Raw genomic sequence first — 23,839 nt, 5'->3', positions numbered from 1 at the left:
GCGCCACACAATGGTGATTGGCACGAGGGCTCCGGCATCGCTATATCGGCGCCAGCACAACCGGGGCATCGTGAAATGGCATTGGACATCGGCTATGTCAGCGCGGTCGGAGCAGGGGCGATCTCGTTCCTGTCGCCGTGCGTGCTGCCGCTGGTGCCGCCTTATCTTTGCTACATGGCCGGCGTTTCGGTCGACGATTTCCGCGGCAACGCCGGCGCGACGGCGCGCGAAGGCGCACGTGGCGCGCTGCTCTATGCCTCTGTTGCCTTCGTGCTCGGCTTCTCGACCGTCTTCGTCGCGCTTGGCGCCGGCGCCTCGACGATCGGCCGGCTGCTGCGCGTCTGGCAGGAACCGCTGGCGATGGTGGCCGGCGCGCTGATCATCATCATGGGCCTGAATTTCCTCGGCATCGTGCGCATCCCGCTCTTGTCGCGCGAGGCGCGCTTCCAGTCGCAGGGCAAGCCGGCCAGCATGATCGCCGCCTATGTCATGGGGCTGGCCTTTGCCTTCGGCTGGACGCCCTGCATCGGCCCGGTGCTGGGGCCGATCCTGACTTTAGCCGGCGGCCGCGAGACGGTGGGCGAGGGCGCGCTGCTGCTCGCCGCCTATTCGCTCGGGCTCGGCATCCCCTTTCTGATCGCGGCGCTGTTTTCCGGCGCCTTCATGCGCTTCCTGGGAAAATTCCGCGTCCATCTCGGTCGCGTGGAAAAAGCGATCGGCGCGCTGCTCGTCGTCGCCGGCGTGTTTTTTCTCACCGGTGGCGTGCAGAGCGCATCCTACTGGCTGCTGGAAAACTTCCCGGCGCTCGGGCGGCTCGGGTGATCTGCCACTTCGTGCACAGGATCGAATTGTGGACCCGCCGATCAAGAGTCCAGGTGATCCGCTGTCTCACCGGAATTTAACCGCATTGGTGCAGCATCACGCCGCTGCTAGCATGCGATGATTTGAATCCTTCATACGGTTGCCCTATGAGCCAGAGATCCTGCCTGTCCGTCATCCTCGCCGCCGGCGAAGGTACGCGCATGAAGAGCGCGATGCCCAAGGTGCTGCACGCCATTGCCGGCCTGCCGATGGTGGCTCATGTGGTGAAGGCCGCTGAGGCCGCCGGGGCAACGGGTCTGGCGCTGGTGATCGGCCACGGCGCCGACGAGATGCGGAAGGCGGTGCAGAAATTCGCGCCGAAAGCCGAGACCTTCGTGCAGGAGAACCGGCTCGGCACGGCCCATGCGGTGCTTGCCGCGCGCGAAGCGATAGCGAAGGGCTACGACGACATCCTCGTCATGTTCGGCGACACGCCGCTGATCGATGCGGCAGCGCTGGCTGCCGCGCGGCAGAAGCTGGCGGAGGGTGCTGCCGTTGCGGTGATCGGCTTCCGCCCGCCCAATCCGACGGGATACGGCCGGCTGATCGAGAAGGGCGGGCGTCTCGTCGCCATCAGGGAGGAGAAGGACTGCTCCGAGGCGGAAAAAAAGCTCGGCTTCTGCAATGCCGGGATGATGGCGGTGGCCGGCAACCAGGCGCTTCGGCTGCTCGACAAGGTCGGCAACAACAATGCCAAGGGCGAGTTCTATCTCACCGACATCGTCGAGCTCGCCGGCGCGGACGGGCTCGATGTGGTGGCCACGGAGGCGAGCTTCGAAAGCGCGCTCGGCATCAACAACCGGGCCGAGCTCGCCGAGGCGGAAGCTATCTGGCAGGCGCGCCAGCGGCGCGAGGCGATGCTTGCCGGCGTGACGCTGATCGCGCCTGAAACCGTCTACTTCTCGCACGACACCGAGATCGGTGCCGATACGATTGTCGAGCCGCATGTCTGGTTCGGCCCGGGCGTCAAGATCGCTTCAGGGGCGAAAATCCACGCCTTCAGCCATATCGAAGGCGCCACGATCGCTTCCAATTGCGATGTCGGGCCGTTCGCGCGGCTGCGGCCGGGCGCCGATCTGCGGCAAAAGGCCAAGGTCGGCAATTTCTGCGAGGTCAAGCAGGCAACGATCGAGGAAGGCGCCAAGGTCAACCACCTGACCTATATCGGCGACGCGCGGGTCGGTGCCGGGGCGAATATCGGCGCTGGCACCATCACCTGCAACTATGACGGCTTTTCCAAATTCTTCACCGATATCGGCGAGGGCGCGTTCGTCGGCTCCAACTCCGCGCTGGTGGCGCCGGTCACGATAGGCAAGGGTGGCTACATCGCTTCGGGCAGCGTGATCACCGAGAGCGTGCCCGACGATGCGCTGGCCTTCGGCCGCGCCCGCCAAAAGACGCTGCCCAGAAAAGGCAAGGAATTGCGCGAGCGCTTCGCGTCGGCGGCCGCGGCGAAGAAAAGAGCCGCGGAATGATCGTCAAAGGACGTTTGCTGGGCCGGCGCCGCTGGCGCCAACCATAAATGATCGAGCACCGCGCCGCGAAAAACCAACCATTTGCAGTAACCGGATTGCAAGCGCGGCGTGTCATGGTGCATCAGTCGTAAAACCGTTCCGGGTGACACCGAACGAAACGCAAAGTGACTTTCGCGGCAGGCCGGCCATCCGTAAATAGCGCTGGGTTTTCGCGGGGAATCGGGGGCAGCGTATGTGCGGTATCGTTGGAATTGTCGGCCATTCACAGGTCGCGCCGCTGATCGTCGATGCGCTGAAGCGGCTCGAATATCGCGGCTATGACTCGGCCGGCGTCGCCACCATCGAGAATGGCACGCTCGGCCGCCGCCGCGCCGAAGGCAAGCTCATCAATCTCGAACGCCGGCTGAAAGAAGATCCGCTGGAAGGCACGATCGGCATCGGCCATACCCGCTGGGCGACCCATGGCGTGCCGAACGAGACCAATGCGCATCCGCATTTTTCCGAAGGCGTCGCGATTGTCCACAACGGCATCATCGAGAACTTCGCCGAGCTGCGCGACGAGCTCTCCCGCGATGGCTACAAATTCGCCTCTCAGACGGACACCGAGGTCGTCGCGCATCTGGTCGCGCGGGAGCTCGCCAAGGGGCTGAAGCCGGTCCAGGCAGCGCACCAGGCGCTGAAGCGGCTCTCGGGCGCGTTTGCGCTGGCGATCATGTTCAAGGGCGACGAGGATCTGATCGTCGGCGCCCGCAACGGTCCGCCGCTTGCCGTCGGCCATGGCGACGGCGAGATGTTTTTGGGCTCGGACGCGATCGCGCTGGCGCCTTTCACCAACGCAGTCACCTATCTCGAAGATGGCGACTGGGCGGAAGTGCGTCGCAACAGCGTCACCATCTATGACGCCGACGGCAACAAGGTCGACCGCAAGCGCCAGCAGTCGCTCTCGACCAGCTTCATGGTCGACAAGGGCAACCGCCGCCATTTCATGGAAAAGGAAATCCATGAGCAGCCGGAGGTGATCTCGCACACGCTGGCGCATTATGTCGATTTCGTCTCCGGCGTGTCGAGGCCGCTCGATCTGCCCTTCGACTTTGCCAAGATCGGCCGGTTGGCGCTCTCGGCCTGCGGCACCGCCTATCTGGCCGGGCTGATCAGCAAGTACTGGTTCGAGCGCTATGCGCGGCTGCCGGTCGACATCGACGTCGCCTCGGAATTCCGTTACCGCGAGATGCCGTTGTCAGCGAATGACGCGGCCTTCTTCATCTCGCAGTCGGGCGAGACCGCCGACACGCTGGCTTCCCTGCGCTACTGCCGCCAGGCCGGCATGAAGATCGGCGCGGTCGTCAATGTGCGCGAATCGACCATGGCGCGCGAATCCGACGTCGTGCTGCCGACGCTTGCCGGGCCGGAGATCGGCGTCGCCTCGACCAAGGCCTTCACCTGCCAGCTCTCCGTGCTGGCCTCGCTCGCAGTGCGGGCCGGCGTGGCGCGCGGGACGATCTCGCGCGACGAGGAGAAGCGGCTGGTGCGCGAGCTTTCCGAGGCGCCGCGCTTTGCCACACAGGTGCTGAAGCTCGACGAGCAGATCGAACGCATCTCGCGTGAGCTGTCCCGCTACAAGGATGTGCTCTATCTCGGCCGCGACACCAATTTTCCACTAGCCATGGAAGGGGCGCTGAAGCTCAAGGAAATCTCCTACATCCACGCCGAAGGCTATGCCGGCGGCGAGCTGAAGCACGGACCGATCGCGCTGATCGACGAGAACATGCCGGTTATCGTGATCGCGCCGCATGACCGCATCTTCGAAAAGACGGTTTCCAACATGCAGGAAGTCGCGGCGCGCGGCGGCAAGATCATCCTGATCACCGACGCCAAGGGCGCGGCCCAGGCCGGCATCAAGTCGATGGAGACGATCATCCTGCCCGAAGTACCTGAGATCATCGCGCCGATCATCTACGCGCTGCCGATCCAGATGCTCGCCTATTTCACCGCGGTGTTCATGGGCACCGATGTCGACCAGCCGCGCAATCTGGCGAAATCGGTCACGGTGGAATAGCACTGTCACTGCTTCTTTTGGGCACCGTAGTTCGAAGTATGGCTTGCCGATGGCCCTTTCACTCCTCGAGGGGCGTCGCGGAATGGATCCTCGGGTCTACGCCGCGTCGCTTCGCTCCTTGCTCCGCGCGTGGATGACGAAGGGAGGGGTGTTGCAGCCAGTCGCGAACGCAGGAGCTTCCATTTGGAACGCTGAAAGCCGCTTCATAGAGAGCGCTCTTTAAAAACTTCGCAGTTCCAAACCGAATTGCGGTTCACTAAAGTTCAACCGCAATCTGCGCCGCGGTGATCCTATGTCCGACGCCCTGAAGACCTCTGGCATGACCCGGCTCAGGAATTATTTCCTGACGGGCTTCATCGTCTGCGCGCCGCTGGCGATCACCGCCTATATCGCCTGGTCGCTCATCGGCTGGGTCGATTCCTGGGTGAAGCCCTACATTCCCGCCCGCTACAACCCCGACACCTATCTGCCGTTTCCGGTCCCCGGTTTCGGGCTGATCGTGGCGCTGGTGCTGATCACGTTCATCGGTTTCATGACGGCCAACATCGTCGGCCGCGCAATCGTCAATTTCGGCGAGCGGCTGCTTGGCCGCATGCCGCTGGTGCGCGGCATCTACCGCTCCCTGAAGCAGATTTTCGAGACGGTGCTGTCGAACAAGGGCGACATGTTCCGCCAGGTCGGGCTGGTCGAATATCCGCGCAAGGGAGTCTGGTCGCTGGTCTTCGTCGCCAGCGAGAAGGAAACCGAGATCAACCAGAAGCTCGACCAGGAAGGCGATCCGTTGATCGCGGTGTTCATGCCCTGCACGCCGAACCCGACCACAGGCTTCCTGATGTATGTTTATAAATCCGAGATCGTGCTGCTCGACATGACGATCGAGGACGGCGCCAAGCTGATCGTTTCGGCCGGCATGGTGGCGCCGGAGGTCAAGGCCAAGCTGGTGACGCTGAACGGCGAGCCGATCGAAGGGCCGCTTGCCAATCCGGCGCTGGGCGCGGCTCAGCCGGCGCGCAGCAGCCGCACCGCCTCGTCGCGCCCGAACAGGTAGAGCAACAGCCGCAGCGCCTCGCCGCGCCCAGACTGCAATTCGGGGTCGCGCGACAGGATCAGCCTTGCGTCGTCGCGGGCGGCTTCCAGCAGGTCGGCATGGAACTCGATGCGCGCGACCTGGAAACCTGGCGTGCCGGACTGGCGGGTGCCCAGCAGTTCGCCTTCGCCGCGCAGCTTCAGATCCTCCTCGGCTATGCGGAAGCCGTCCTCCGTCTCGCGCATCACTGACAGCCGGCGCTTCGCCGTCTCACCGAGCGGATCCTTGTAGAGCAGCACGCAGGACGAGGGCTTGTCGCCGCGCCCGACCCGGCCGCGCAACTGGTGCAACTGGGCAAGGCCGAAGCGCTCGGCATGCTCGATGACGATGATCGTGGCGTCCGGCACGTCGACGCCGACCTCGATGACGGTGGTGGCGATCAATATGCGCGTTTCGCCCTGCTTGAAGGCGCGCATCGCATCGTCCTTCTCTGCCCCTTTCATGCGGCCATGGACGAGGCCGATCTGTTCGCCGAAGAGCGGCTTCAGCGAAGCGAAGCGGTCTTCCGCCGACATCAGCTTGATCTCTTCGGATTCCTCGACCAGCGGACAGATCCAGTAGATCTTCTGACCCTCGGCGACGGCGTCGACCATGCGCCCGACCAACTCGTCCAGCCGCTCCATTGGCAAAGTGACGGTGCGTATCGGCTGGCGGCCCGCCGGCTTTTCGGTGAGCTTCGAGACATCCATGTCGCCGAAGGCGGTCAGCACCAGCGTGCGCGGAATGGGCGTCGCCGTCATCACCAGCATATCGGGCGCGTCGCCTTTGGCGGTGATGGCGAGACGCTGGTGGACACCGAAGCGGTGCTGCTCGTCGACGACGGCAAGCACGAGGTCGTGGAAGGTCACCGTCTCCTGGAACAGCGCGTGCGTGCCGACGACGATGTCGATCGCACCGCTGGCGAGGCCTTCCAGTGTTTCGGCGCGTTCGCGGCCCTTCTCGCGGCCGGTAAGGACGGCGACGCTGAGGCCGGCTTTTTCCGCCAGCGGGGCGATGGTCGCCAGATGCTGCCGCGCCAGGATTTCGGTCGGCGCCATCAGCGCAGCCTGGCCGCCTGCCTCGACCGCGCGCCCCATGGCAAGCAGCGCGACCACCGTCTTGCCGGAGCCGACATCGCCCTGCAGCAGACGCAGCATGCGTTCGGGGTCGGCCAGGTCGGCATTGATTTCGCCGAGCGCGAATTCCTGGCTGGGGGTGAGCTTGTAGGGCAGGGCAGCGCGCAGTTTCTCGACAACGCGCCCGTCGCCGACCAGCGGCCGGCCCGAAAGGCGGCGGATTCTGGCGCGCACCAGCGCCAGCGACACCTGCCCTGCCAGGAGCTCGTCATAGGCCAGGCGCTGCCAGGCCGCACCCTCGACGGCAACGTCGATCGGGTCCTTGGGATAGTGGATGCGGGTGAGCGCATCGCCGAAGGACGGAAAGGTGTGGCGGCGCATGAAGGCGTCGTCCTGCCATTCCGGCAGTTCCGGCAAGCGGCCGAGCGCCTGTCCGATGGCGCGGCGCAGCACTTTTGCGGACAGGCCGGCGGTTAGCGGATAGACGGGCTCGACCAGCGGCAGGCCCTCGGCCTCGTCGAGCGGCGCGATATGGTCGGGATGAACCATGGTCGGGCGGCCGTTGAACCATTCCATGCGGCCGGAGATTACGACGCGCTCGCCCTCAGGCAGCATCTTCTGCAGATAGGCGGCATGGGCATGGAAGAAGGTCAAGGCGATCTCACCGGTGTCGTCATGGGCGTAGATCCGGTAGGGCACGGACCTGTTGCCGCGCGGCGGCGGCTGGTGGCGGTCGACCCGTACCTCGAGTGTTACGATCTGGCCTTCGGCCGACAGCGCGATCCCAGGCCGGTTGCGCCGGTCGATAACCGTGTTGGGCAGCACGAACAGAAGATCGGCGGCGCGCGCGGCGCGGTCGCCGAGATCGGCCGGCACGACACGTTCGATCATGGTCCCGACCTTCTGACCCACGCCGGCGAGCGAGGTGATCGGGACGAACAGGGGATCGAGGATGGAAGGACGCATCTCGTCAGCTTATGTCGCGGAGGCCGCAGCGCAAAGGCTGACACCAATCGCTATCCACGCTATATGCGCCGCTTCGAACAGGGATGCAGCGCGATGACCGGAACACAGCGATCAAGCGAGGGACTGGACGTCCGCCGCCGCAAGCTGCTGTTCCGCTCCTGGCATCGCGGCATGCGCGAGATGGATCTCATCCTGGGATGCTTCGCCGATGCCGAGATCGGCGCCTTGACCGGCGACGAAATCGACCAATATGAAAAGCTCCTCGAAATCCCCGACACCGAATTCCTGCCGATGATCACCGGCGAGCGCCCGGTTCCGCCCGATATCGATTGCGCGGTGCTGCAGAAGATCCTGGCGTCGCGCCGGACCATGACATTTTGAAAGAAGCATGAGTCTCATTCCCTCCATTGGCCTGCCGAAGGGCCGCGCCGGCCAGTTCATCGTCGATGGCGTCGCTGACGGTTACGAAGCTTTCGCGCTGGCGCGGACGGCGCAGGAGATCGCGCCCGACAAGCCGGTGCTGTTCGTCGCGCGCGACGGCCAGCGGCTGCCGGCGATCATCGATGCGCTCGCCTTTGCCGCTCCCGGCCTGCCGGTTCTGGAACTGCCTGCCTGGGACTGCCTGCCTTACGATCGTGTCTCGCCGGGCGCGGATGCCGCCGCGCGGCGCCTCGACGCGCTCTCCGCCATCGTTGCGCTGGCGAAAAAGCCGCACCGCGCCGTTATCCTCACGACGGCCAATGCGCTCTTGCAGCGCATTCCGCCGGCCGAACTGATCGAGGCGCAGACCTTCCACGCCAAGCCCGGCAACCAGATCGACATGAACGTGCTGATCGCGCGGCTGGAGAATTCCGGTTTCGAGCGCGTGCCGACCGTGCGCGACGTCGGCGAGTTCGCGGTGCGCGGCGGCATTCTCGACCTCTTCGCGCCCGGCTGGAGCGAGGCGCTGAGGCTCGACTTCTTCGGCGACACGCTGGAATCGATCCGCGTCTTCGACGTGGCGACCCAGCGCACGACCGGCCAGCGCAAGTCGATGGCGCTGCAGGCGATGAGCGAGGTGGCGCTGACGCCGGAAACGATCAGCCGCTTCCGCCGCTCCTATATCGAAGCCTTCGGCGCGCCGTCGCGCGACGATGCGCTCTATGCAGCCGTCAGCGAAGGACGGCGCTTTGCCGGCATGGAGCACTGGCTGCCTTTCTTCTACGAGCAACTGGAGACGGTGTTCGACTATCTGCCGGACGCGCCTGTCATCTTCGATCATCTCGCGCATGAGGCGCTGGCCGAGCGCCATACGCTGATCCTCGATCACTATGAGGCGCGGCGGAAGCAGGCTGACGGCGCGCTGAAAGATGCCGTGCCCTATAAGCCGGTGGCGCCGGATCTGCTCTATCTCTCGCCGGAAAATCTCAAAGCCTCGCTCGGACCGCGCGAGGACATTGATTTCACCGTCTTCGACGCACCCGATGTCGGCGGCAAGAAGGTCTTCCATGCGGGCTCGCGGCAAGGCCGCAGCTTCGCCGAGGAGCGCGCCGACCCGAACAGCAATGTCTTCGACGTGGTGGTGAAGCATATTGCCGACGAGCGCGCCGCGCGCCGCCGCGTCATCGTCGCCGGCTGGACCGAGGGCTCGCTCGACCGCCTCGGCCAGATCCTCGCCGAGCATCATCTCGGCAACCTGAAACCGGTGGCGACTCTTTCCGAGGTCGAAAAGCTCGAGCCGGGGCAGGCCGGTCTTGCCGTGCTGCCGCTCGAATCCGGCTTCGAGACCGACGGGATGGTCGTCGTCGCCGAACAGGACATTCTAGGCGACAGGCTGATCCGCCGCTCCAAGCGCAAAAAGCGTGCCTCCGACTTCATTGCCGAAGCATCGTCGCTGTCATCCGGCGACATCGTCGTTCACGCGGACCACGGCATCGGCCGATTCATTGGTCTGCGCACCATCGAAGCGGTCGGCGCACCGCATGACTGTCTCGAAATCCACTATGCCGGCGACGACCGGCTGTTCCTGCCGGTCGAAAACATCGAGCTCCTCTCACGCTACGGTTCGGATTCGGCGGAAGCGCCACTCGACAAGCTCGGCGGCGGCGCCTGGCAGGCGCGCAAAGCGCGGCTGAAGAAGCGGCTGCTCGACATGGCCGGGCAATTGATCCGCATCGCCGCCGAGCGGCAGATGCGCGCAGCACCCGCCATGATTCCGGCCGACGGTCTTTATGGCGAGTTCGCGGCGCGCTTTCCCTATGAAGAAACCGACGACCAGCAGACGGCAATCGATTCCGTCATGGACGATCTCGGCGCCGGCAAGCCGATGGATCGGCTGGTTTGCGGCGACGTCGGCTTCGGCAAGACGGAAGTGGCGCTGCGCGCCGCCTTCATCGCGGCGATGGAAGGGTTCCAGGTCGCCGTCGTGGTGCCGACGACGCTGCTGTCGCGGCAGCATTTCAAGACCTTCTCGCAACGCTTTTCCGGCCTGCCGATCCGCGTCGCGCAGGCATCGCGCCTGGTCGGCTCCAAGGAAGTGGCCGAGACCAAGAAGGGCGTCGCCGACGGCACGGTCGACATCGTCGTCGGCACGCACGCGCTGCTCGGTAGCTCGATCTCCTTCAAAAATCTCGGCCTGCTGATCATCGACGAGGAGCAGCATTTCGGCGTCAAGCACAAGGAGCGGCTGAAGGAGCTCAAGAACGACGTGCATGTGCTGACACTTTCGGCGACGCCGATTCCGCGCACGCTGCAGTTGGCGCTGACCGGTGTTCGCGAGCTGTCGCTGATCGCCACCCCTCCGGTCGACCGCATGGCGGTGCGTACTTTCATCTCGCCCTTCGATCCGCTGGTCATCCGCGAGACGCTGCTGCGCGAGCGCTACCGCGGCGGCCATTCCTTCTATGTCGTGCCGCGTATCAGCGATCTTGCCGAAATCCATGATTTCCTGAGAGAATCCGTGCCGGAGCTGAAAGTAGCGGTCGCCCACGGCCAGATGCCGGCCGGTGAACTCGACGACATCATGAATGCCTTCTATGACGGTCAGTACGACGTGCTTCTGTCGACGACCATCGTCGAATCCGGCCTCGACATTCCGACCGCCAACACGCTGATCATCCACCGAGCCGATATGTTCGGTCTGGCCCAACTCTATCAGTTGCGCGGCCGCGTCGGCCGCTCGAAGGTGCGAGCCTATGCGCTGTTCACGCTGCCGGCCAACCGCAAGCTCACCGATACGGCCGAGCGCAGGCTCAAGGTGCTGCAGTCGCTCGATACGCTCGGCGCTGGTTTCCAACTTGCCAGCCACGACCTCGATATCCGCGGCGCAGGCAATCTCCTCGGCGAGGAACAATCCGGCCACATCAAGGAGGTCGGTTTCGAGCTCTACCAGCAGATGCTGGAGGAAGCGGTGGCCGAAGTGAAGGATTCCGGCGAAGTGCTGGATGGCGGCTGGTCGCCGCAGATCGCGGTGGGCACCGCGGTGATGATCCCGGAGAGCTATGTGCCGGACCTGCAGCTCAGGATGGCGCTCTACCGCCGCCTTGGCGACTTGGAGACCACCGAGGAGATCGACGGCTTCGGCGCCGAGCTGATCGACCGCTTCGGGCCGCTGCCGGAAGAAGTGACGCATCTGTTGAAGATCGTCTTCATCAAGGCGCTTTGCCGCAAGGCCAATGTCGAGAAGCTCGATGCCGGCCCCAAGGGCGTCGTCATCCACTTCCGCAAGCGCGAATTCCCCAATCCGGTCGGACTGGTCAAATTCATCGGCGAGCAGGGCTCGCTGGCCAAGATCAGGGCCGACCACAGCGTCGTCTTCATGCGTGATTGGCCGAATGCGGAGAAGCGGCTGGCCGGCTCGGCTGTTGTCATGACTCAATTGGCGCGGCTGGTCGACAAAGCTGCCTGACGGCTTCACACTGGCATCCGAGCAGTTCAAGGCATTCGCCGCTGCTGAAATTCCCGGCTAGAATAGAAAATCGGCTTCGTGTAAGGAGCCGCGACCTCTGATTGGGGCGGGAATGGCGGGCGAGACCGCTCGCCAGTTTGTTTTGACGCAATTCCGGACTAAACCGTTCACAGTTTTCCTGGAATTGCTCTGAAGAGTTTTGGGTGCAGCGATGACAAAATGGTCGCCGAATTCGTGGAGAGCAAAGCCGATCAAGCAGGTTCCGGTCTATCCGGACCTTGCGGCGCTGGAGGCCACGGAAGCCCGGCTCACCACCTATCCGCCGCTGGTGTTTGCCGGTGAAGCGCGCAAGCTGAAGAAGCAACTGGCGGCGGTCGCCGCCGGCGAGGCCTTCCTGCTCCAGGGCGGCGACTGCGCCGAGAGCTTTGCCGAGCATGGCGCCGACAACATCCGCGACTTCTTTCGCGTCTTCCTGCAGATGTCGGTGGTGCTCACCTTCGCCGGCGCGCAGCCGGTGGTGAAGGTCGGCCGCGTCGCCGGCCAGTTCGCCAAGCCGCGCTCCTCCGACAGCGAGACCAAGGCCGGCGTGACGCTGCCGAGCTATCGCGGCGACATCATCAACGGCATCGAGTTCGACGCCGCGTCGCGCATCCCGGATCCCGCAAGGCAGGAGATGGCGTATCGCCAGTCGGCGGCGACCCTCAATCTCCTGCGCGCCTTCGCGCAAGGCGGCTATGCCAGCCTGGAGAACGTGCATCGCTGGATGCTGGGCTTCGTTGCCGACAGCCCGCAGGGCGAGAAATACGAATCGCTCGCCAACCGCATCACCGAGACGATGGATTTCATGCGCGCGGTGGGCATCACGTCGGAAACCAATTTCGCGCTGCGCGAGACCGATTTCTACACCAGCCACGAGGCGCTGCTGCTCGGCTACGAGGAGGCGCTGACCCGCGTCGATTCGACTTCCGGCGATTGGTACGCGACTTCGGGCCATATGATCTGGATCGGCGACCGCACCCGCCAGCCCGACCATGCGCATGTCGAATATTGCCGCGGCATCGAGAATCCGCTCGGCCTGAAATGCGGTCCGTCGCTGACGCCGGACGGCCTGCTGGAGCTTATCGACCTGCTCAACCCCGAGAATGAGCCCGGACGGCTGACGCTCATCGCGCGGTTCGGCTCCGACAAGGTCGCCGAGCATCTGCCGAAGCTGGTGCGGGCGGTGAAGAAGGAGGGCCGCAACGTGGTGTGGTCTTCCGACCCGATGCATGGCAACACGATCGAGGCGGCCGGCTACAAGACGCGGCCGTTCGACCGTATCCTGAAGGAAGTGCAGACCTTCTTCGAGGTGCACCGCGCCGAAGGCACGCATCCGGGCGGCATCCATGTCGAGATGACCGGCAAGAACGTCACCGAGTGCACCGGCGGCGCCCGGGCCATCACGGCGGAAGACCTGCAGGACCGCTATCACACCCATTGCGATCCGCGCCTCAATGCCGACCAGGCGATCGAACTGGCCTTCCTGGTCTCGGATCTGCTCAAGAAAAGCCATACGATCCAGCACAAGCAAGCCGCCAACGCCTAAGCCGCTTGCCAGCGATCGAACCCGGGGCGTCGGACAAAGTCCGACGCCCTTTTCGTTTGGGCCGATCCTGCGAGGCGCCGGCCGCCGAAACCTTACGAAAATTTATAGTTACGCGACCATCGCAAGACCAAGATTGAGGTGGAGGTGTCGCCCGCGGTCGAAAACCGCGCACACGACACAGGTCCCCCCATGCGCCACGAGCATGCCATCGTTCATCACCGCGCGATCGACTTCTGGTCGGCGCGGGCGGCGGTGCTTGTCGTCATCTGCCTGCAGCTTCTGGTCATCAACGACCTGTCCTTCGGTCCGCGCTGGCTCGCGCCCGCGATCGAGGCGGCGCTGCTCGTGCCTTTGTCGATCGCAACGGCCTGGACGCAAATGGCGACTCAGAAGGCCGTCGATCACGAGCATTGGTATGCGATCGGCCGGTTTCGCGTCTTCATCCGCCGTACCGCCTTGGTCATGACCGGCGTCATCAGCATCATGAATTGCGGCTCGCTGGTCTTTCTGGTCCAGAAGCTGCTGGCAGGCCATGCCGGCGCCGGCACGACGCTGCTTGTCGACGCGCTCAACATCTGGGTCACCAACGTCATCGTCTTCGCGCTGTGGTTCTGGAGCACCGACCGCGGCGGCCCGCCGACCTGCGGCCTGGTCAAGCGCGCGCATGCCGATTTCCTGTTCCCGCAGATGACGCTGGCCGATCGCGAGATCCGCGACTGGCTGCCCGGCTTTGTCGATTACGTGTTCCTGGCCTTCACCAATGCGACGGCGTTCTCGCCGACCGACACATTGCCGCTCACTCAGCGCGCCAAGCTCCTGATGATGGCCGAGGCAATGATCTCGCTGCTGACGATCGCGCTGGTCGCCGCGCGTGCGGTCAACATTCTGGCTTAACTAGCGCCCGCGCTCCCAGCGCATATTCGCCAGCCTCGGATCGACAAAGCTCGTCCTTGAGAATTCCAGCCGCCTGTCTGGAAATTCGCAGATTGCCTGGACCCCGAACGAGCCGATGCGGATGCGCCAGGTATGAGGCTCCAGCGGCTTGGCCTTGGCAAAACCGCTGCACGTCAAGAGCGCGATGTTGGCGCCCTTCGGATCGCGCGCCGAGCGGTAGCGGATGGCCTGCATCCCCGCCTCGCGCGCCACGTCGGCGATGGCCTGGCAGGCGGCATAGTCAGTCGGATCCGTCCACGCCTTCTCGTCGCGGTCGAGCGGCGGCCGCGTGAGGTCGACGGCCTTCTCGCATCTGATGGCCGCGGCAAAGGCGGTATATTCGGCCGCGTCGTTCGGCCATTGCGTTTGCGGCGATTCCGCAAAGAACAGCAAGCGGTAGAAGGCCATTTCCGCCACTGCCGTCAGCACCGTCTCGGCGGCGTAATAGACGCCCTTGGTCTTGCCGGCGCGGCGGAAGCGCGAGCCGTACGGATAAATCGAGCCGTAGCGGAATGGCGTCGCCAGAAGATAGTGAAGGTGGCGGCATTCCAGCGGGATCCGCGGCTTGCTTTCCTCGATGAGGTCTTCGAGCAGGCCCTGCTCGTCGAGCCTGTCGACCAGCTTCAGGGTCGAGACGCGATGCTGCGCCTCGACCATCCGCCAATATTTGCCTTCGAGCCTGACGGCCTCAGACGAGAGCGCGTCGGGAATCCAGGTAGGCAATGACATCGACAAGTCCGGCAATGGTCAGGATTTTTTCGAGCGGCGTGCCGTCGAGCGCCGTGTTCGGGTTCTTCAGCCATGCCCGGGCGACCGTCTCGTCGCCGCCGACGATGGCGTCGAGCGAGCGGAACAGCCGCACGAACAGCACCGCAAGCTCGAACGGCTTGGTGCCGCGCTCGAGCAGGAACTCCTGCTTGCGCATGCGCGAGACCGTCGCCTCAGAGACGCCGATGACCAGAGCAAGCGTTCGCGCCGTGATCTCGAGCAGGTCGGCCGCGCGCAGCGTGGCCTTGGTGATGACGGCATTTTCTGCCGCCGTCGCGGCAGCGACTGGACGTGGCATGAGCGCACCCTTTCATTTCCGTGGAAAATATAGTCCACAGAAATTCATTTGGAAAGGGTATCCAATGTGCCCTCAGTCCTTCTTGTAGAGCAGCCAGCCCTTGCCGGCACGGCCGGCCATTGTGGAATGCCTGGTGACGCGGTTGCGGCCGCCGATCTTGGAGCGGTAGAGCGCGCGGTCGGCCTTGGTGTAGAGGTCTTCGGGGGTGTCGGCCTCGGAAGCCATGCAAATGCCCATCGAGACAGTCACCGTGCCATAGTTCATCCCGGTCTGGCTGCTTGTGAACGGCGTCTGTTCGATCAGCACGCGGATGCGCTCGGCGATTTCATAGGTGGTGTCCTCGCTGGCGCCTTCGACGATCAGCGCGAACTCCTCGCCGCCGGTGCGCGCCACGAACATGTCGGCGCGGATGCTGGACTGGAAGATGTCGGCGATGATCTGGATGATCCTGTCGCCGACCGGATGGCCGTAACGGTCGTTGATATCCTTGAAGCGATCGATGTCGGCAAGGATGAGCGCGTTGAAGAGGATACCGCGGTTGCTGTTGTAGATGCGCGTGATTTCCTTGTCGAAGGCGCGGCGATTCCAGATCTGCGTCAGCGGATCGGTATTGGCGAGCCGCTTGTATTCCTCCAACTTCGATTTGACGCTCTCGAGCTCGGCCGTCTTTTCGCTGAGCGTGCTCGCGATCTGGCGGTTGTGATCCAGCGTCGAGCTGGTGGCGGCAGACATCGCGCCGGCGATCTTTTGCAGCAGATCCTGGGAAAGCAGGCTGCGATTGCTCAGGCCGCTCGACGTCTCGTCGAGGATGCGGCCGTACTTTTCGATATGGCTGCGCTCGCTGCGCAGCAGCGCGGCGACGTCCTCAAGCTCCTTGGCGACCACCTCGCGGGCGTGTTCGACGATCGCAGGCCCGTGGTGCTGCGGGAAGAAGGTGCGTCCGATGCGATCGAGATCCTCTTGCGTCGGGCGGTTGCTCAACGAGACGACAGCGAGGCTGAGCTCGTGATTGCTGCCGCTCAGCGCTTCATAGAAGATTTCGTAGTTGCGCGGCAGGCCGAGCAGGCCGAGCTGGCGCATGGTCGCCACAACGGTGCTGGCGATGTCGCCATTTCTGTCGCTCGGGACGGCTGCCGGCTGCATAGTCTGTTCACTACCCCCTTCAGTGCGCGACCGGAGACCTGCCACCGCCGGGAGCCGCCAATGCGGGGATCGAATCAGAATTGCGATGCTAGGCCGCGTCCCCAACACGACCATCGCCTGCAGGAACCATAAATGCAGCTGCGCTAAAGTTTCCTTAATGGCGGGCGTTTCCAGACCGTTTTTGCTGCTTCAGGTTGCACTGCAGTGCAGGCGCAGCTTTTGAAACGCGCCGCTTCGGTGTCGCATTTGCCTGCGCCGGAAGAGCGCAAAACTGGAATCTTGTGTGGCGCGATCGAGGCGTATGGCGTTGAAGGAGGCCGGGGATGGGCGAAAATCACACGGGATCGTGCCTGTGCGGAGCGGTGCGCTTCACGACGAGAGGAGCGTTGCGCGGGGTGGTCTATTGCCACTGCTCGCAGTGCCGCAAGCAAACAGGCCATTTCGTTGCAGCGACTTCTTCGAGGGACGCCGACATCGACATCGAGGGGGCCGACGCGCTTGCTTGGTACGGCGCGTCCGACATAGCGAAACGCGGTTTTTGCCGCAGCTGCGGCTCGGTGCTGTTCTGGAAGCACAACGAGCTCGACACGATCTCCATCATGGCCGGCTCGTTCGACAAGCCGACCGGGCTTTCGGCCGAAAGCCACATCTTCGTCGGCGACAAGGGCGACTATTATGCAATCGACGACGGCCTGCCGCAGTTCGACAAGTCGACGCCGTCGATAAAGGTCGCGGACGAGTGACTTTTGGGCCGCCTGCCTTATTCCCTTGACCCGGCTGTTGCGATATCCCCTCACGGTGATTCGAAACGGGGCTGGGCATGCAGCGGCTGATCGACGCTTTCATCAACTCGGTGCGGGCTTTCCGCAAGCTGGCTGCTCACGAAAAGGCGTTCCAGCAGGAGTTGATGCTGCTTGCGCTCGCTCTGCCGGCCGGCTGGTTCATCTCGGTATCCTGGCGCGGCTACGCCTTGCTGATCGGCGCGGTTCTGCTGATGATTCTGGTCGAGGTGCTCAACACAGGCATCGAGGCTGCGTGCGACGCGATCTCCCGCGAGTTCCACATCGACATCCAGCTCGCCAAGGACTGCGGCTCGCTGGCGGTGCTGATTTCGATCGTGATCGCGGGGGGCGTCTGGGGCATTGCCATCATCGAGCGCATCATCGGCGCGCCGATCTGACCGGGAGGCATCGGTCCGACAGCTTAGGATTCGGCCTGATCCTCTTTTGCGTCCTTTGCGCGCTCCCTTCCGGCAAAATGGCGGGCAACCAGTCCGGCCAGGACGGCCACAGCGATGCCGACGGCGAGGGCTACGAGCACGCGCTCATGGCGGGCAAATGCCTGGCCGACCATGCGCTCCGCCCCCAGCCCGAAGACATAGCCGACCGTGCCGAAGAGGGCTGCCCAGACTGCCGACGAGATGGCGTTCAGAATGACGAAGCGCGGCACCGACACGGTCGACAGCCCGGCGGCGATGCCGCCGACAAGCCGCATTCCGTAGATGTAGCGGTTCGTCAGCACGAAGATGTTGGGATGGGTGTTGAGCAGCCGGTAGGCGCGGCGGAAACCCGGCCGCCTGCGCAGCCTGACGACATAGGGATGATCGGCAAAGCTGCGGCCGAGGGTGAAGAAAGCCGTGTCGCCGGCGAAGGCGCCGAGAAACGCGGCCAGGAAAGCCTGCCAGAGCACGAATATGTGCTGATGGGCGAAGAAGCCGCCGAGGATGGCAGCGCTTTCGCCCTCGGCGACGCAGCCAAGGAAGACCGCGATCAGCCCGTATTGCTCGATGAGACGATGGATGGCCTCGGTCATCAGCCCGCCGACCGCGCCGACAGCTTCTCGTCGATCCGCCTGATCTGCTCGGCCATGCGCAGGATCTCGTCGCGCATGCCAATGAGCTCACTGTGGCGCAGTTCGTCGAGCTTCTCATGCAGCGCCATGATCTCGATCTCGGCCTTCAGGTTGACCTCATAGTCATGGGCGGCGTCGATGCGGTCACGCTCGGTCTGGCGGTTCTGCGACATCATGATCACCGGTGCTTGCAAGGCGGCGACCATCGAGAGCACGAGGTTGAGGAAGATGAAGGGATAGGGATCGAAGGCGTTCCGCGACAAGAGCCAGACATTGCCAAAGGTCCACAGCACCAGAAAGGCGATGAAGCCCAGAATGAAGGACCATGAGCCGCCGATACGGGCGATCGTGTCGGCAACGCGATCGCCATAGCTCTGATGAAAGGCGACTGCCTTGTTGGTGTCCCTGGTGATGGTGGTGCGTTCCAGCGTCGACTTCAGCACGCGGCTCTCGAGAGGAGAGAGACCGTCCGGCTTTCGCTTCAGCCAGCGGTTCGACAGATCCTCGACCGTCTTGTTCATCGTCCTCTCCGTCGTCAGGCCCGGGTTCCAAGAATCCGGATGGAAACCGCTGCGCACTTTTTCCTGAGATTGCTTACTTAGCTCACTCAATTCCGGACGGAAAACCGCTTCGCACTTTTCCTGGAATTGCGTATAGAGGTAGAGGCTACCGAGCCTGACGGGAAGTGATAGATTGGTCGGCACAGGCGAGGGCGGAAATGGCCGATTTCCAGCGAATTCGTGCCCGGGCGGCAAAACGCAAGGGCGGTGAAGAGGCGCTGGCGTCGCTGCTCGGACCTATGCCCGACAACGCTGCCGTGGCGAAAGTTCATGATGACCGCATCCTCTCCACGATGGCCGAGCGCATCTTTGCCGCCGGTTTCGTCTGGCGTGTGATCGAGCAGAAATGGCCTGGTTTCGAGGAGGCGTTCCTTGGCTTCCAGCCGAAGCGGCTCCTGTTCCAGCCGGACGACTTCTGGCACGAGCTGGCGTCCGACAAGCGCATCGTGCGCAACCCGCAAAAGATCAAATCCGTGCGCGACAACGCGGCTTTCGTCGACCGCGTCTCGAAGGAACATGGCGGCTTCGGCAAGTTCCTGGCCGACTGGCCGGCCGACGACCAGGTCGGGCTGACCGCCTATCTCGGCAAGCATGGCAGCCGGCTCGGCGGCAACACCGGCCAGTATTTTCTGCGCTGGCTGGAGTGGGACACCTTCATTGTTTCCGCCGACATGGCGGCGGCGCTGCGCGACGCCGGTCTCGACATCGCCGAAAGCCCGACTTCGAAGCGGGATCTCGACAAGATCCAGGCGCAGATCAACCGATGGTCCGCCGCGACCGGGCTGCCGCGCCGGCACATCTCGCGCATTCTGGCGATGTCGATCGGCGAGAACCATTCGCCGGAGACGCTGCGCGAATACATGGGCGAGCAGGCCTGATCGCCTCCGGCTGAGGCGGGACATGACCGGCATTCGCCGGCCAGTCCTGGGTGGCACAAGCAATCGCCATTGCCCCGCGATTGCCGCCACGCTAAATCCAATTCATGACCCAGACCGCTCCCGACCTACTGCGCATTGCCGTCGCCCAGCTCAACCCGACCGTCGGCGATGTCGCCGGCAATCTCGCCAAGGCGCGCGAGGCAAGGGCGGATGCGACCCGCCAGGGCGCCGATCTGGTGCTCTACACGGAGCTCTTCCTCGCCGGCTATCCGCCGGAAGACCTGGTGCTGAAGCCGGCCTTCCTGCAGGCTTGCGAAAAGGCGGCGCAGGATTTCGCCGCCGACACCGCCGATGGCGGTCCTGGCGTCATCATCGGCACGCCGCTGAAGCGCCGGACCGGCACGCATAACTCCATCGTCTTCGCCGATCGCGGCAAGATCATCGCCGAGCGCTACAAGCTCGACCTGCCGAACTATGGCGAGTTCGACGAGAAGCGCGTTTTCCAGGCCGGGCCGGAGCTGCAAGGGCCGGTGAATTTCCGCGGGGTGCGCATCGGTGTCCCGATCTGCGAGGACATCTGGGGCGACATCGCCGTCTGCGAGACGCTGGCCGAGAGCGGCGCCGAGATCCTGCTTGTGCCGAACGGCTCGCCCTACTACCGCGCCAAGATCGACGTCCGCCACCAGGTGGTGATCCGTCAGGTCATCGAATGCGGATTGCCGATGATCTACGCCAATCAGCTTGGTGGCCAGGACGAACTCATCTTCGACGGCGCCTCCTTCGCCATCGGCGCGGACAAGACGCTTGCCTTCCAGATGAGCCAGTTCGAGGAAGCGGTCGACGTCACCACCTGGAAGCGAAGGGATGGCATCTGGGTCTGTTCCGAAGGCCCAATGTCGAAGATTCCGGAGCGGGAGGAGGCCGACTACCGGGCCTGCATGCTGGGCCTGCGCGACTACGTGAACAAGAACGGCTTCAAGAACGTGGTGCTCGGCCTCTCCGGCGGCATCGACTCCGCGATCTGCGCTGCACTGGCGGTCGACGCGCTTGGCGAGGAGCGGCTGCGCACCGTCATGATGCCCTATCGCTATACCTCGAAGGACTCGCTGAAGGACGCCGAGGATTGCGCCCGCGCGCTCGGCTGCCGTTACGACATCGTGCCGATCTCCGAGCCGGTCGAAGGTTTCCGGCATGCGCTGACCCAGCTCTTCGAGGGCACTCAGGAAGGTATCACCGAGGAAAACCTGCAGAGCCGTGCGCGCGGCACGATCCTGATGGCGATCTCGAACAAGTTCGGTTCGATGGTCGTCACCACCGGCAACAAGAGTGAGATGTCGGTCGGCTACGCCACCCTCTATGGCGACATGAATGGCGGCTTCAACCCGATCAAGGACCTCTACAAGATGCAGGTCTATGCGCTGGCGCGCTGGCGCAACGCGCATGTGCCGCCGGCGGCGCTCGGCCCATCGGGCGAGGTCATTCCGAAGAACATCATCGATAAGGCGCCGTCGGCGGAGCTGCGCGAAAACCAGACCGACCAGGATTCGCTGCCGCCTTACCCGGTGCTGGACGACATTCTCGAATGCCTGGTCGAGCACGAGATGGGCGTCGACGACATCGTCGCGCGCGGCCACGACCGGGCGACGGTGACGCGCGTCGAGCATCTGCTCTACATTGCTGAGTACAAGCGCCGGCAGGCGGCCCCAGGCGTGAAGATCACGAAGAAGAATTTTGGCCGCGACCGCCGCTACCCGATCACCAATCGGTTCCGGGATCGCAGCTAGTCCGCTGAAACGCAAAGCTGTTCGCCTGAACCGGCGCTGTTGGCAGCGCAACCCACCATTGTTGCAAAATCGTCTCAGTGGCCGGACAAGACGCCCTCCTGACGCCGCCCTGCCTTGGCGAGATGGTGAGCCGCCTCTATAAGAGCGCTTCCGCGATTCCCTTTCGGGAGGACCGTATGGCAGGATTTGACATCGTTATGCGAGGCCGCGAAGCCTAGATCTGCCCCGGCCGTCCGAACTCCGTTCGGAAGGCCATCCGCAGGCATCTGGCTCTGCCGGTCGCCACCGAGGGCGCGCGACCAGCCATACTGAACCTCCCCGTTTTAAGGACGCCATAGGGCGCCGGCGCGGGTTTTCCAATTTGATTTTAGCGGGACCGGGCCTCTCTGCGCCCGGATGACATCATGGCTCGTTTCAGAATAGATCTGCGCGCCAGCGCCTTTCGCAGCGTGCTCGGCTTCACGCTTGGCCACTGGCGCCGCCAGCCGTGGCGCCTGTCGCTCATCATGGGCGCATTCCTGCTCTCGACGCTGGCCGACGTGCTGACGCCGCTCTATTCCGGCCGGCTGGTCGACGCGGTCGCCAGCAGCGCCGGCGCCGACGAGGTTGCGTGGCACGCCGCAATGGCGGCGTTCGCCATCCTAATGGCGCTGGCATTGGCGGCCGTGGTGCTGCGCAACGCCGCCTTCATGGGGATCGTCGAACTGACGTTGAAGATGATGTCGGATATCGCCGCCGACGCGTTCCATCGCGTCCAGCGCTTCTCGACGGACTGGCACGCCAACAGCTTCGCCGGCTCGACGGTGCGCAAGATAACGCGTGGCATGTGGGCGCTCGACCTGCTCAACGACACGATCCTGATCGCGCTGCTGCCGTCGTTCGTCATGCTGGTCGGTTCGACGCTGCTGCTCGGCTGGTTCTGGCCGATGATGGGGTTGGTGATCGCGATCGGCTCGGTGCTGTTCATCGCTGTCACAGCCATGCTGTCGCTTGGCTACGTCGCGCCGGCGGCACGCCTCGCCAACAGCTGGGATACACGCCTCGGCGGCGCGCTGGCCGACGCAGTGAGCTGCAATGCCGTGGTCAAGGGTTTTGGCGCCGAGGCGCGCGAGGAAGCGCGGCTTGCCCGCGTGGTCGCCAAATGGCGTCTGCGCACGGGCCGTACCTGGGTGCGCGGCACGTTCAACGGCACCGCGCAAGGCACGATGCTGCTCTTGATGAGGGCGGCCGTGATCGGCCTTGCGCTCATGCTTTGGGCCTGGGGCGAGGCGAGTGCCGGCGACATCGCTTTTGTTTTGACGTCGTTCTTTGTCCTGCAGGGCTATCTGCGCGATATCGGCACGCATATCCGCAACCTGCAGCGCTCGATCAACGACATGGAGGAATTGGTCGACTTCCAGTCCGAACCGCTCGGCATCGAGGACCGGCCCGGTGCCGCTCCGATCCGGATCACCGACGGCAGCATTGCGTTCGACAAGGTGACGTTCCATTACGGCAATCACCGGCTGCCGCTCTATCGCGACTTCTCGGTCGAGATCGCCGCGGGTGAACGCGTCGGGCTGGTCGGGCATTCGGGATCGGGCAAGACAACTTTCGTCAAGCTGATCCAGCGTCTCTATGACGTGAACGGGGGCCGGATCCTGATCGACGGCCAGGACATCTCGAAGGTTGCGCAATCATCGTTGCGCAGCCAGATCGCCATCGTGCAGCAGGAGCCGATCCTGTTTCACCGGTCGCTGGCCGAGAACATCGCCTATGCCAGGCCGGGCGCAACGCAGGCCGAGATCGAGCATGCCGCGAAGCTCGCCAGCGCGCACGACTTCATTGCCGATCTGCCCAAGGGTTACGGAACCCTGGTCGGCGAGCGCGGCGTGAAACTGTCGGGCGGCGAGCGCCAGCGCGTGGCGATCGCGCGCGCCTTCCTGGCCGATGCGCGCATCCTGATCCTGGACGAGGCGACATCGAGCCTGGATTCCGAATCGGAGGTGCTCATCCAGAAGGCGATGGAGCGGCTGATGGTCGGGCGCACGACATTGGTCATCGCACACCGGCTTTCGACCGTGCGGGCACTCGACCGGCTGCTGGTTTTCGACCGCGGCCGCATCATCGAGGAAGGCTCGCATGACGAGCTTATCCGGCTGAACGGTGGTATCTACCGTCGGCTGTTCGAGCGCCAGGCGCTCGAACTCACCAAAGGCCTGGTCGCCTGAGGAAAGGCATCCGGCTTCGGCCGGGTGCCTTCCCGCCTTGCGGACCGACCGTCAGCCGTAGTGCAACTTGGGCTTGGCCTCGGTACCGGTGAACTTGACGCCCACGCGGTCGTTGCGGCGCCAGCGGACTTCCGCGCGATAAGCCACGCCATCGAGCGGGACGTAGAGCAGGAAACGATCGGGAACGCGTGATTCCGGTGCGACTTTCAGCTCGGCGCCACCGGCATTCTGATTGCGCAACGTGCAACTGACCTCGGAATTCTGGATACCGGTGATGATCGTCCCGCCCTTGAGCACGCGCTGGCGGTGCTCGCGCCGGTGTTCGCCGGAGTTTTCTTCAAGTGGTTGCGCGGAGTTCGTCATCGATCGACGCCATTAGCCGAATCGGCACTGCATTAACCACACAAAGCACCGATGTTCGCGCACCGCAACGTGCGGCATGC

Annotated in this window: 20 protein-coding genes; 13 read left to right on the top strand and 7 right to left on the bottom strand. The window is 64.0% G+C overall.

What is annotated here, in order from left to right:
- The first annotated feature begins 75 nt into the window (after positions 1–75).
- The 4 genes from EOD29_RS26800 (at position 76) to EOD29_RS26785 (ending at position 5,440) form a co-directional block, all read left to right on the top strand.
- The gene (locus EOD29_RS26800; protein WP_067000319.1) at positions 76–822 is read left to right on the top strand and encodes a cytochrome c biogenesis CcdA family protein; all 747 of its coding nucleotides are present in this window, start codon (positions 76–78) and stop codon (positions 820–822) included.
- A 146-nt stretch (positions 823–968) separates the two neighbouring features.
- Entirely contained in the window at positions 969–2,336 is a 1,368-nt protein-coding gene (glmU, locus tag EOD29_RS26795) for a bifunctional UDP-N-acetylglucosamine diphosphorylase/glucosamine-1-phosphate N-acetyltransferase GlmU (RefSeq protein WP_127248438.1), read from the top strand.
- 232 nt (positions 2,337–2,568) lie between these two features.
- A complete protein-coding gene (gene glmS / locus EOD29_RS26790) occupies positions 2,569–4,392 on the top strand; it encodes a glutamine--fructose-6-phosphate transaminase (isomerizing) (RefSeq protein ID WP_127248437.1) in 1,824 nt (607 codons plus the stop codon).
- A 292-nt stretch (positions 4,393–4,684) separates the two neighbouring features.
- Positions 4,685–5,440, top strand: a complete 756-nt coding sequence (locus tag EOD29_RS26785; RefSeq protein WP_067000327.1) for a DUF502 domain-containing protein — start codon at positions 4,685–4,687, stop codon at positions 5,438–5,440.
- Here the strand turns inward: EOD29_RS26785 and recG are convergent.
- Positions 5,392–7,500 carry an ATP-dependent DNA helicase RecG gene (gene recG / locus EOD29_RS26780; RefSeq protein ID WP_127248436.1) on the bottom strand — a complete coding sequence of 703 codons (2,109 nt, stop codon included), beginning with the start codon at positions 7,498–7,500 and terminating at the stop codon, positions 5,392–5,394. The genes EOD29_RS26785 and recG overlap by 49 nt on opposite strands.
- A gap of 93 nt (positions 7,501–7,593) precedes the next feature.
- On the opposite strand from recG, the gene EOD29_RS26775 reads away from it, so the two are divergent.
- The 4 genes from EOD29_RS26775 to EOD29_RS26760 all read left to right on the top strand — a co-directional run bounded on the left by EOD29_RS26775 (position 7,594) and on the right by EOD29_RS26760 (position 13,865).
- A complete protein-coding gene (locus EOD29_RS26775) occupies positions 7,594–7,881 on the top strand; it encodes a succinate dehydrogenase assembly factor 2 (RefSeq protein WP_127248435.1) in 288 nt (95 codons plus the stop codon).
- Positions 7,882–7,888: 7 nt separating this feature from the next.
- The gene (mfd, locus tag EOD29_RS26770) at positions 7,889–11,386 is read left to right on the top strand and encodes a transcription-repair coupling factor (RefSeq protein ID WP_127248434.1); all 3,498 of its coding nucleotides are present in this window, start codon (positions 7,889–7,891) and stop codon (positions 11,384–11,386) included.
- Between the two features lie 211 nt (positions 11,387–11,597).
- Positions 11,598–12,971, top strand: coding sequence for a 3-deoxy-7-phosphoheptulonate synthase class II (locus EOD29_RS26765; protein WP_127248433.1), 1,374 nt, complete (start codon positions 11,598–11,600; stop codon positions 12,969–12,971).
- 189 nt (positions 12,972–13,160) lie between these two features.
- Positions 13,161–13,865: a hypothetical protein gene (locus EOD29_RS26760; RefSeq protein WP_095825335.1), complete on the top strand. Its 705-nt coding sequence runs from the start codon at positions 13,161–13,163 to the stop codon at positions 13,863–13,865.
- Here the strand turns inward: EOD29_RS26760 and EOD29_RS26755 are convergent, their stop codons facing one another.
- From EOD29_RS26755 to EOD29_RS26745, 3 genes are all read right to left on the bottom strand, one after another.
- Positions 13,866–14,633, bottom strand: a complete 768-nt coding sequence (locus tag EOD29_RS26755) for an RES family NAD+ phosphorylase (RefSeq protein WP_066998946.1) — start codon at positions 14,631–14,633, stop codon at positions 13,866–13,868. It lies immediately after the preceding gene.
- Positions 14,593–14,970 carry an antitoxin Xre/MbcA/ParS toxin-binding domain-containing protein gene (locus tag EOD29_RS26750; RefSeq protein WP_066998964.1) on the bottom strand — a complete coding sequence of 126 codons (378 nt, stop codon included), beginning with the start codon at positions 14,968–14,970 and terminating at the stop codon, positions 14,593–14,595. The genes EOD29_RS26755 and EOD29_RS26750 overlap by 41 nt, the downstream gene beginning before the upstream one ends.
- 72 nt (positions 14,971–15,042) lie before the next feature.
- Positions 15,043–16,113: a diguanylate cyclase gene (locus EOD29_RS26745; RefSeq protein WP_067328165.1), complete on the bottom strand. Its 1,071-nt coding sequence runs from the start codon at positions 16,111–16,113 to the stop codon at positions 15,043–15,045.
- Positions 16,114–16,436: 323 nt separating this feature from the next.
- Between EOD29_RS26745 and EOD29_RS26740 the strand changes: the two genes are divergently transcribed.
- Positions 16,437–16,856, top strand: a complete 420-nt coding sequence (locus EOD29_RS26740) for a GFA family protein (protein ID WP_067328168.1) — start codon at positions 16,437–16,439, stop codon at positions 16,854–16,856.
- Between the two features lie 77 nt (positions 16,857–16,933).
- Positions 16,934–17,293 carry a diacylglycerol kinase gene (locus tag EOD29_RS26735; protein ID WP_067328170.1) on the top strand — a complete coding sequence of 120 codons (360 nt, stop codon included), beginning with the start codon at positions 16,934–16,936 and terminating at the stop codon, positions 17,291–17,293.
- Positions 17,294–17,316: 23 nt separating this feature from the next.
- Here the strand turns inward: EOD29_RS26735 and EOD29_RS26730 are convergent, their stop codons facing one another.
- Both EOD29_RS26730 and EOD29_RS26725 read right to left on the bottom strand, forming a co-directional pair.
- The gene (locus EOD29_RS26730; protein WP_067328172.1) at positions 17,317–17,925 is read right to left on the bottom strand and encodes a DedA family protein; all 609 of its coding nucleotides are present in this window, start codon (positions 17,923–17,925) and stop codon (positions 17,317–17,319) included.
- On the bottom strand, positions 17,925–18,485 hold the full coding sequence (locus EOD29_RS26725; RefSeq protein ID WP_066998934.1) for a DUF1003 domain-containing protein: 561 nt from the start codon (positions 18,483–18,485) through the stop codon (positions 17,925–17,927). Before EOD29_RS26725 ends, EOD29_RS26730 begins: the two co-directional genes overlap by 1 nt.
- 197 nt (positions 18,486–18,682) lie before the next feature.
- On the opposite strand from EOD29_RS26725, the gene EOD29_RS26720 reads away from it, so the two are divergent.
- From EOD29_RS26720 to EOD29_RS26710, 3 genes are all read left to right on the top strand, one after another.
- A complete protein-coding gene (locus EOD29_RS26720) occupies positions 18,683–19,402 on the top strand; it encodes a DNA-3-methyladenine glycosylase I (RefSeq protein ID WP_127248432.1) in 720 nt (239 codons plus the stop codon).
- A 104-nt stretch (positions 19,403–19,506) separates the two neighbouring features.
- Positions 19,507–21,186, top strand: coding sequence for an NAD+ synthase (locus EOD29_RS26715; RefSeq protein ID WP_127248431.1), 1,680 nt, complete (start codon positions 19,507–19,509; stop codon positions 21,184–21,186).
- A gap of 404 nt (positions 21,187–21,590) precedes the next feature.
- Positions 21,591–23,396, top strand: coding sequence for an ABC transporter ATP-binding protein (locus tag EOD29_RS26710; RefSeq protein ID WP_127248430.1), 1,806 nt, complete (start codon positions 21,591–21,593; stop codon positions 23,394–23,396).
- 51 nt (positions 23,397–23,447) lie between these two features.
- Here EOD29_RS26710 and EOD29_RS26705 read toward each other — a convergent pair whose 3' ends face one another.
- On the bottom strand, positions 23,448–23,759 hold the full coding sequence (locus tag EOD29_RS26705; protein WP_066998925.1) for a PilZ domain-containing protein: 312 nt from the start codon (positions 23,757–23,759) through the stop codon (positions 23,448–23,450).
- Between the last annotated feature and the right edge of the window lie 80 nt (positions 23,760–23,839).

The organism is Mesorhizobium sp. M1A.T.Ca.IN.004.03.1.1, from assembly GCF_003997555.1.
Lineage (GTDB): Bacteria > Pseudomonadota > Alphaproteobacteria > Rhizobiales > Rhizobiaceae > Mesorhizobium.
The sequence above is the reverse complement of the archived record's forward strand: the minus strand, read 5'-3'. Positions and strand labels throughout refer to the sequence as shown.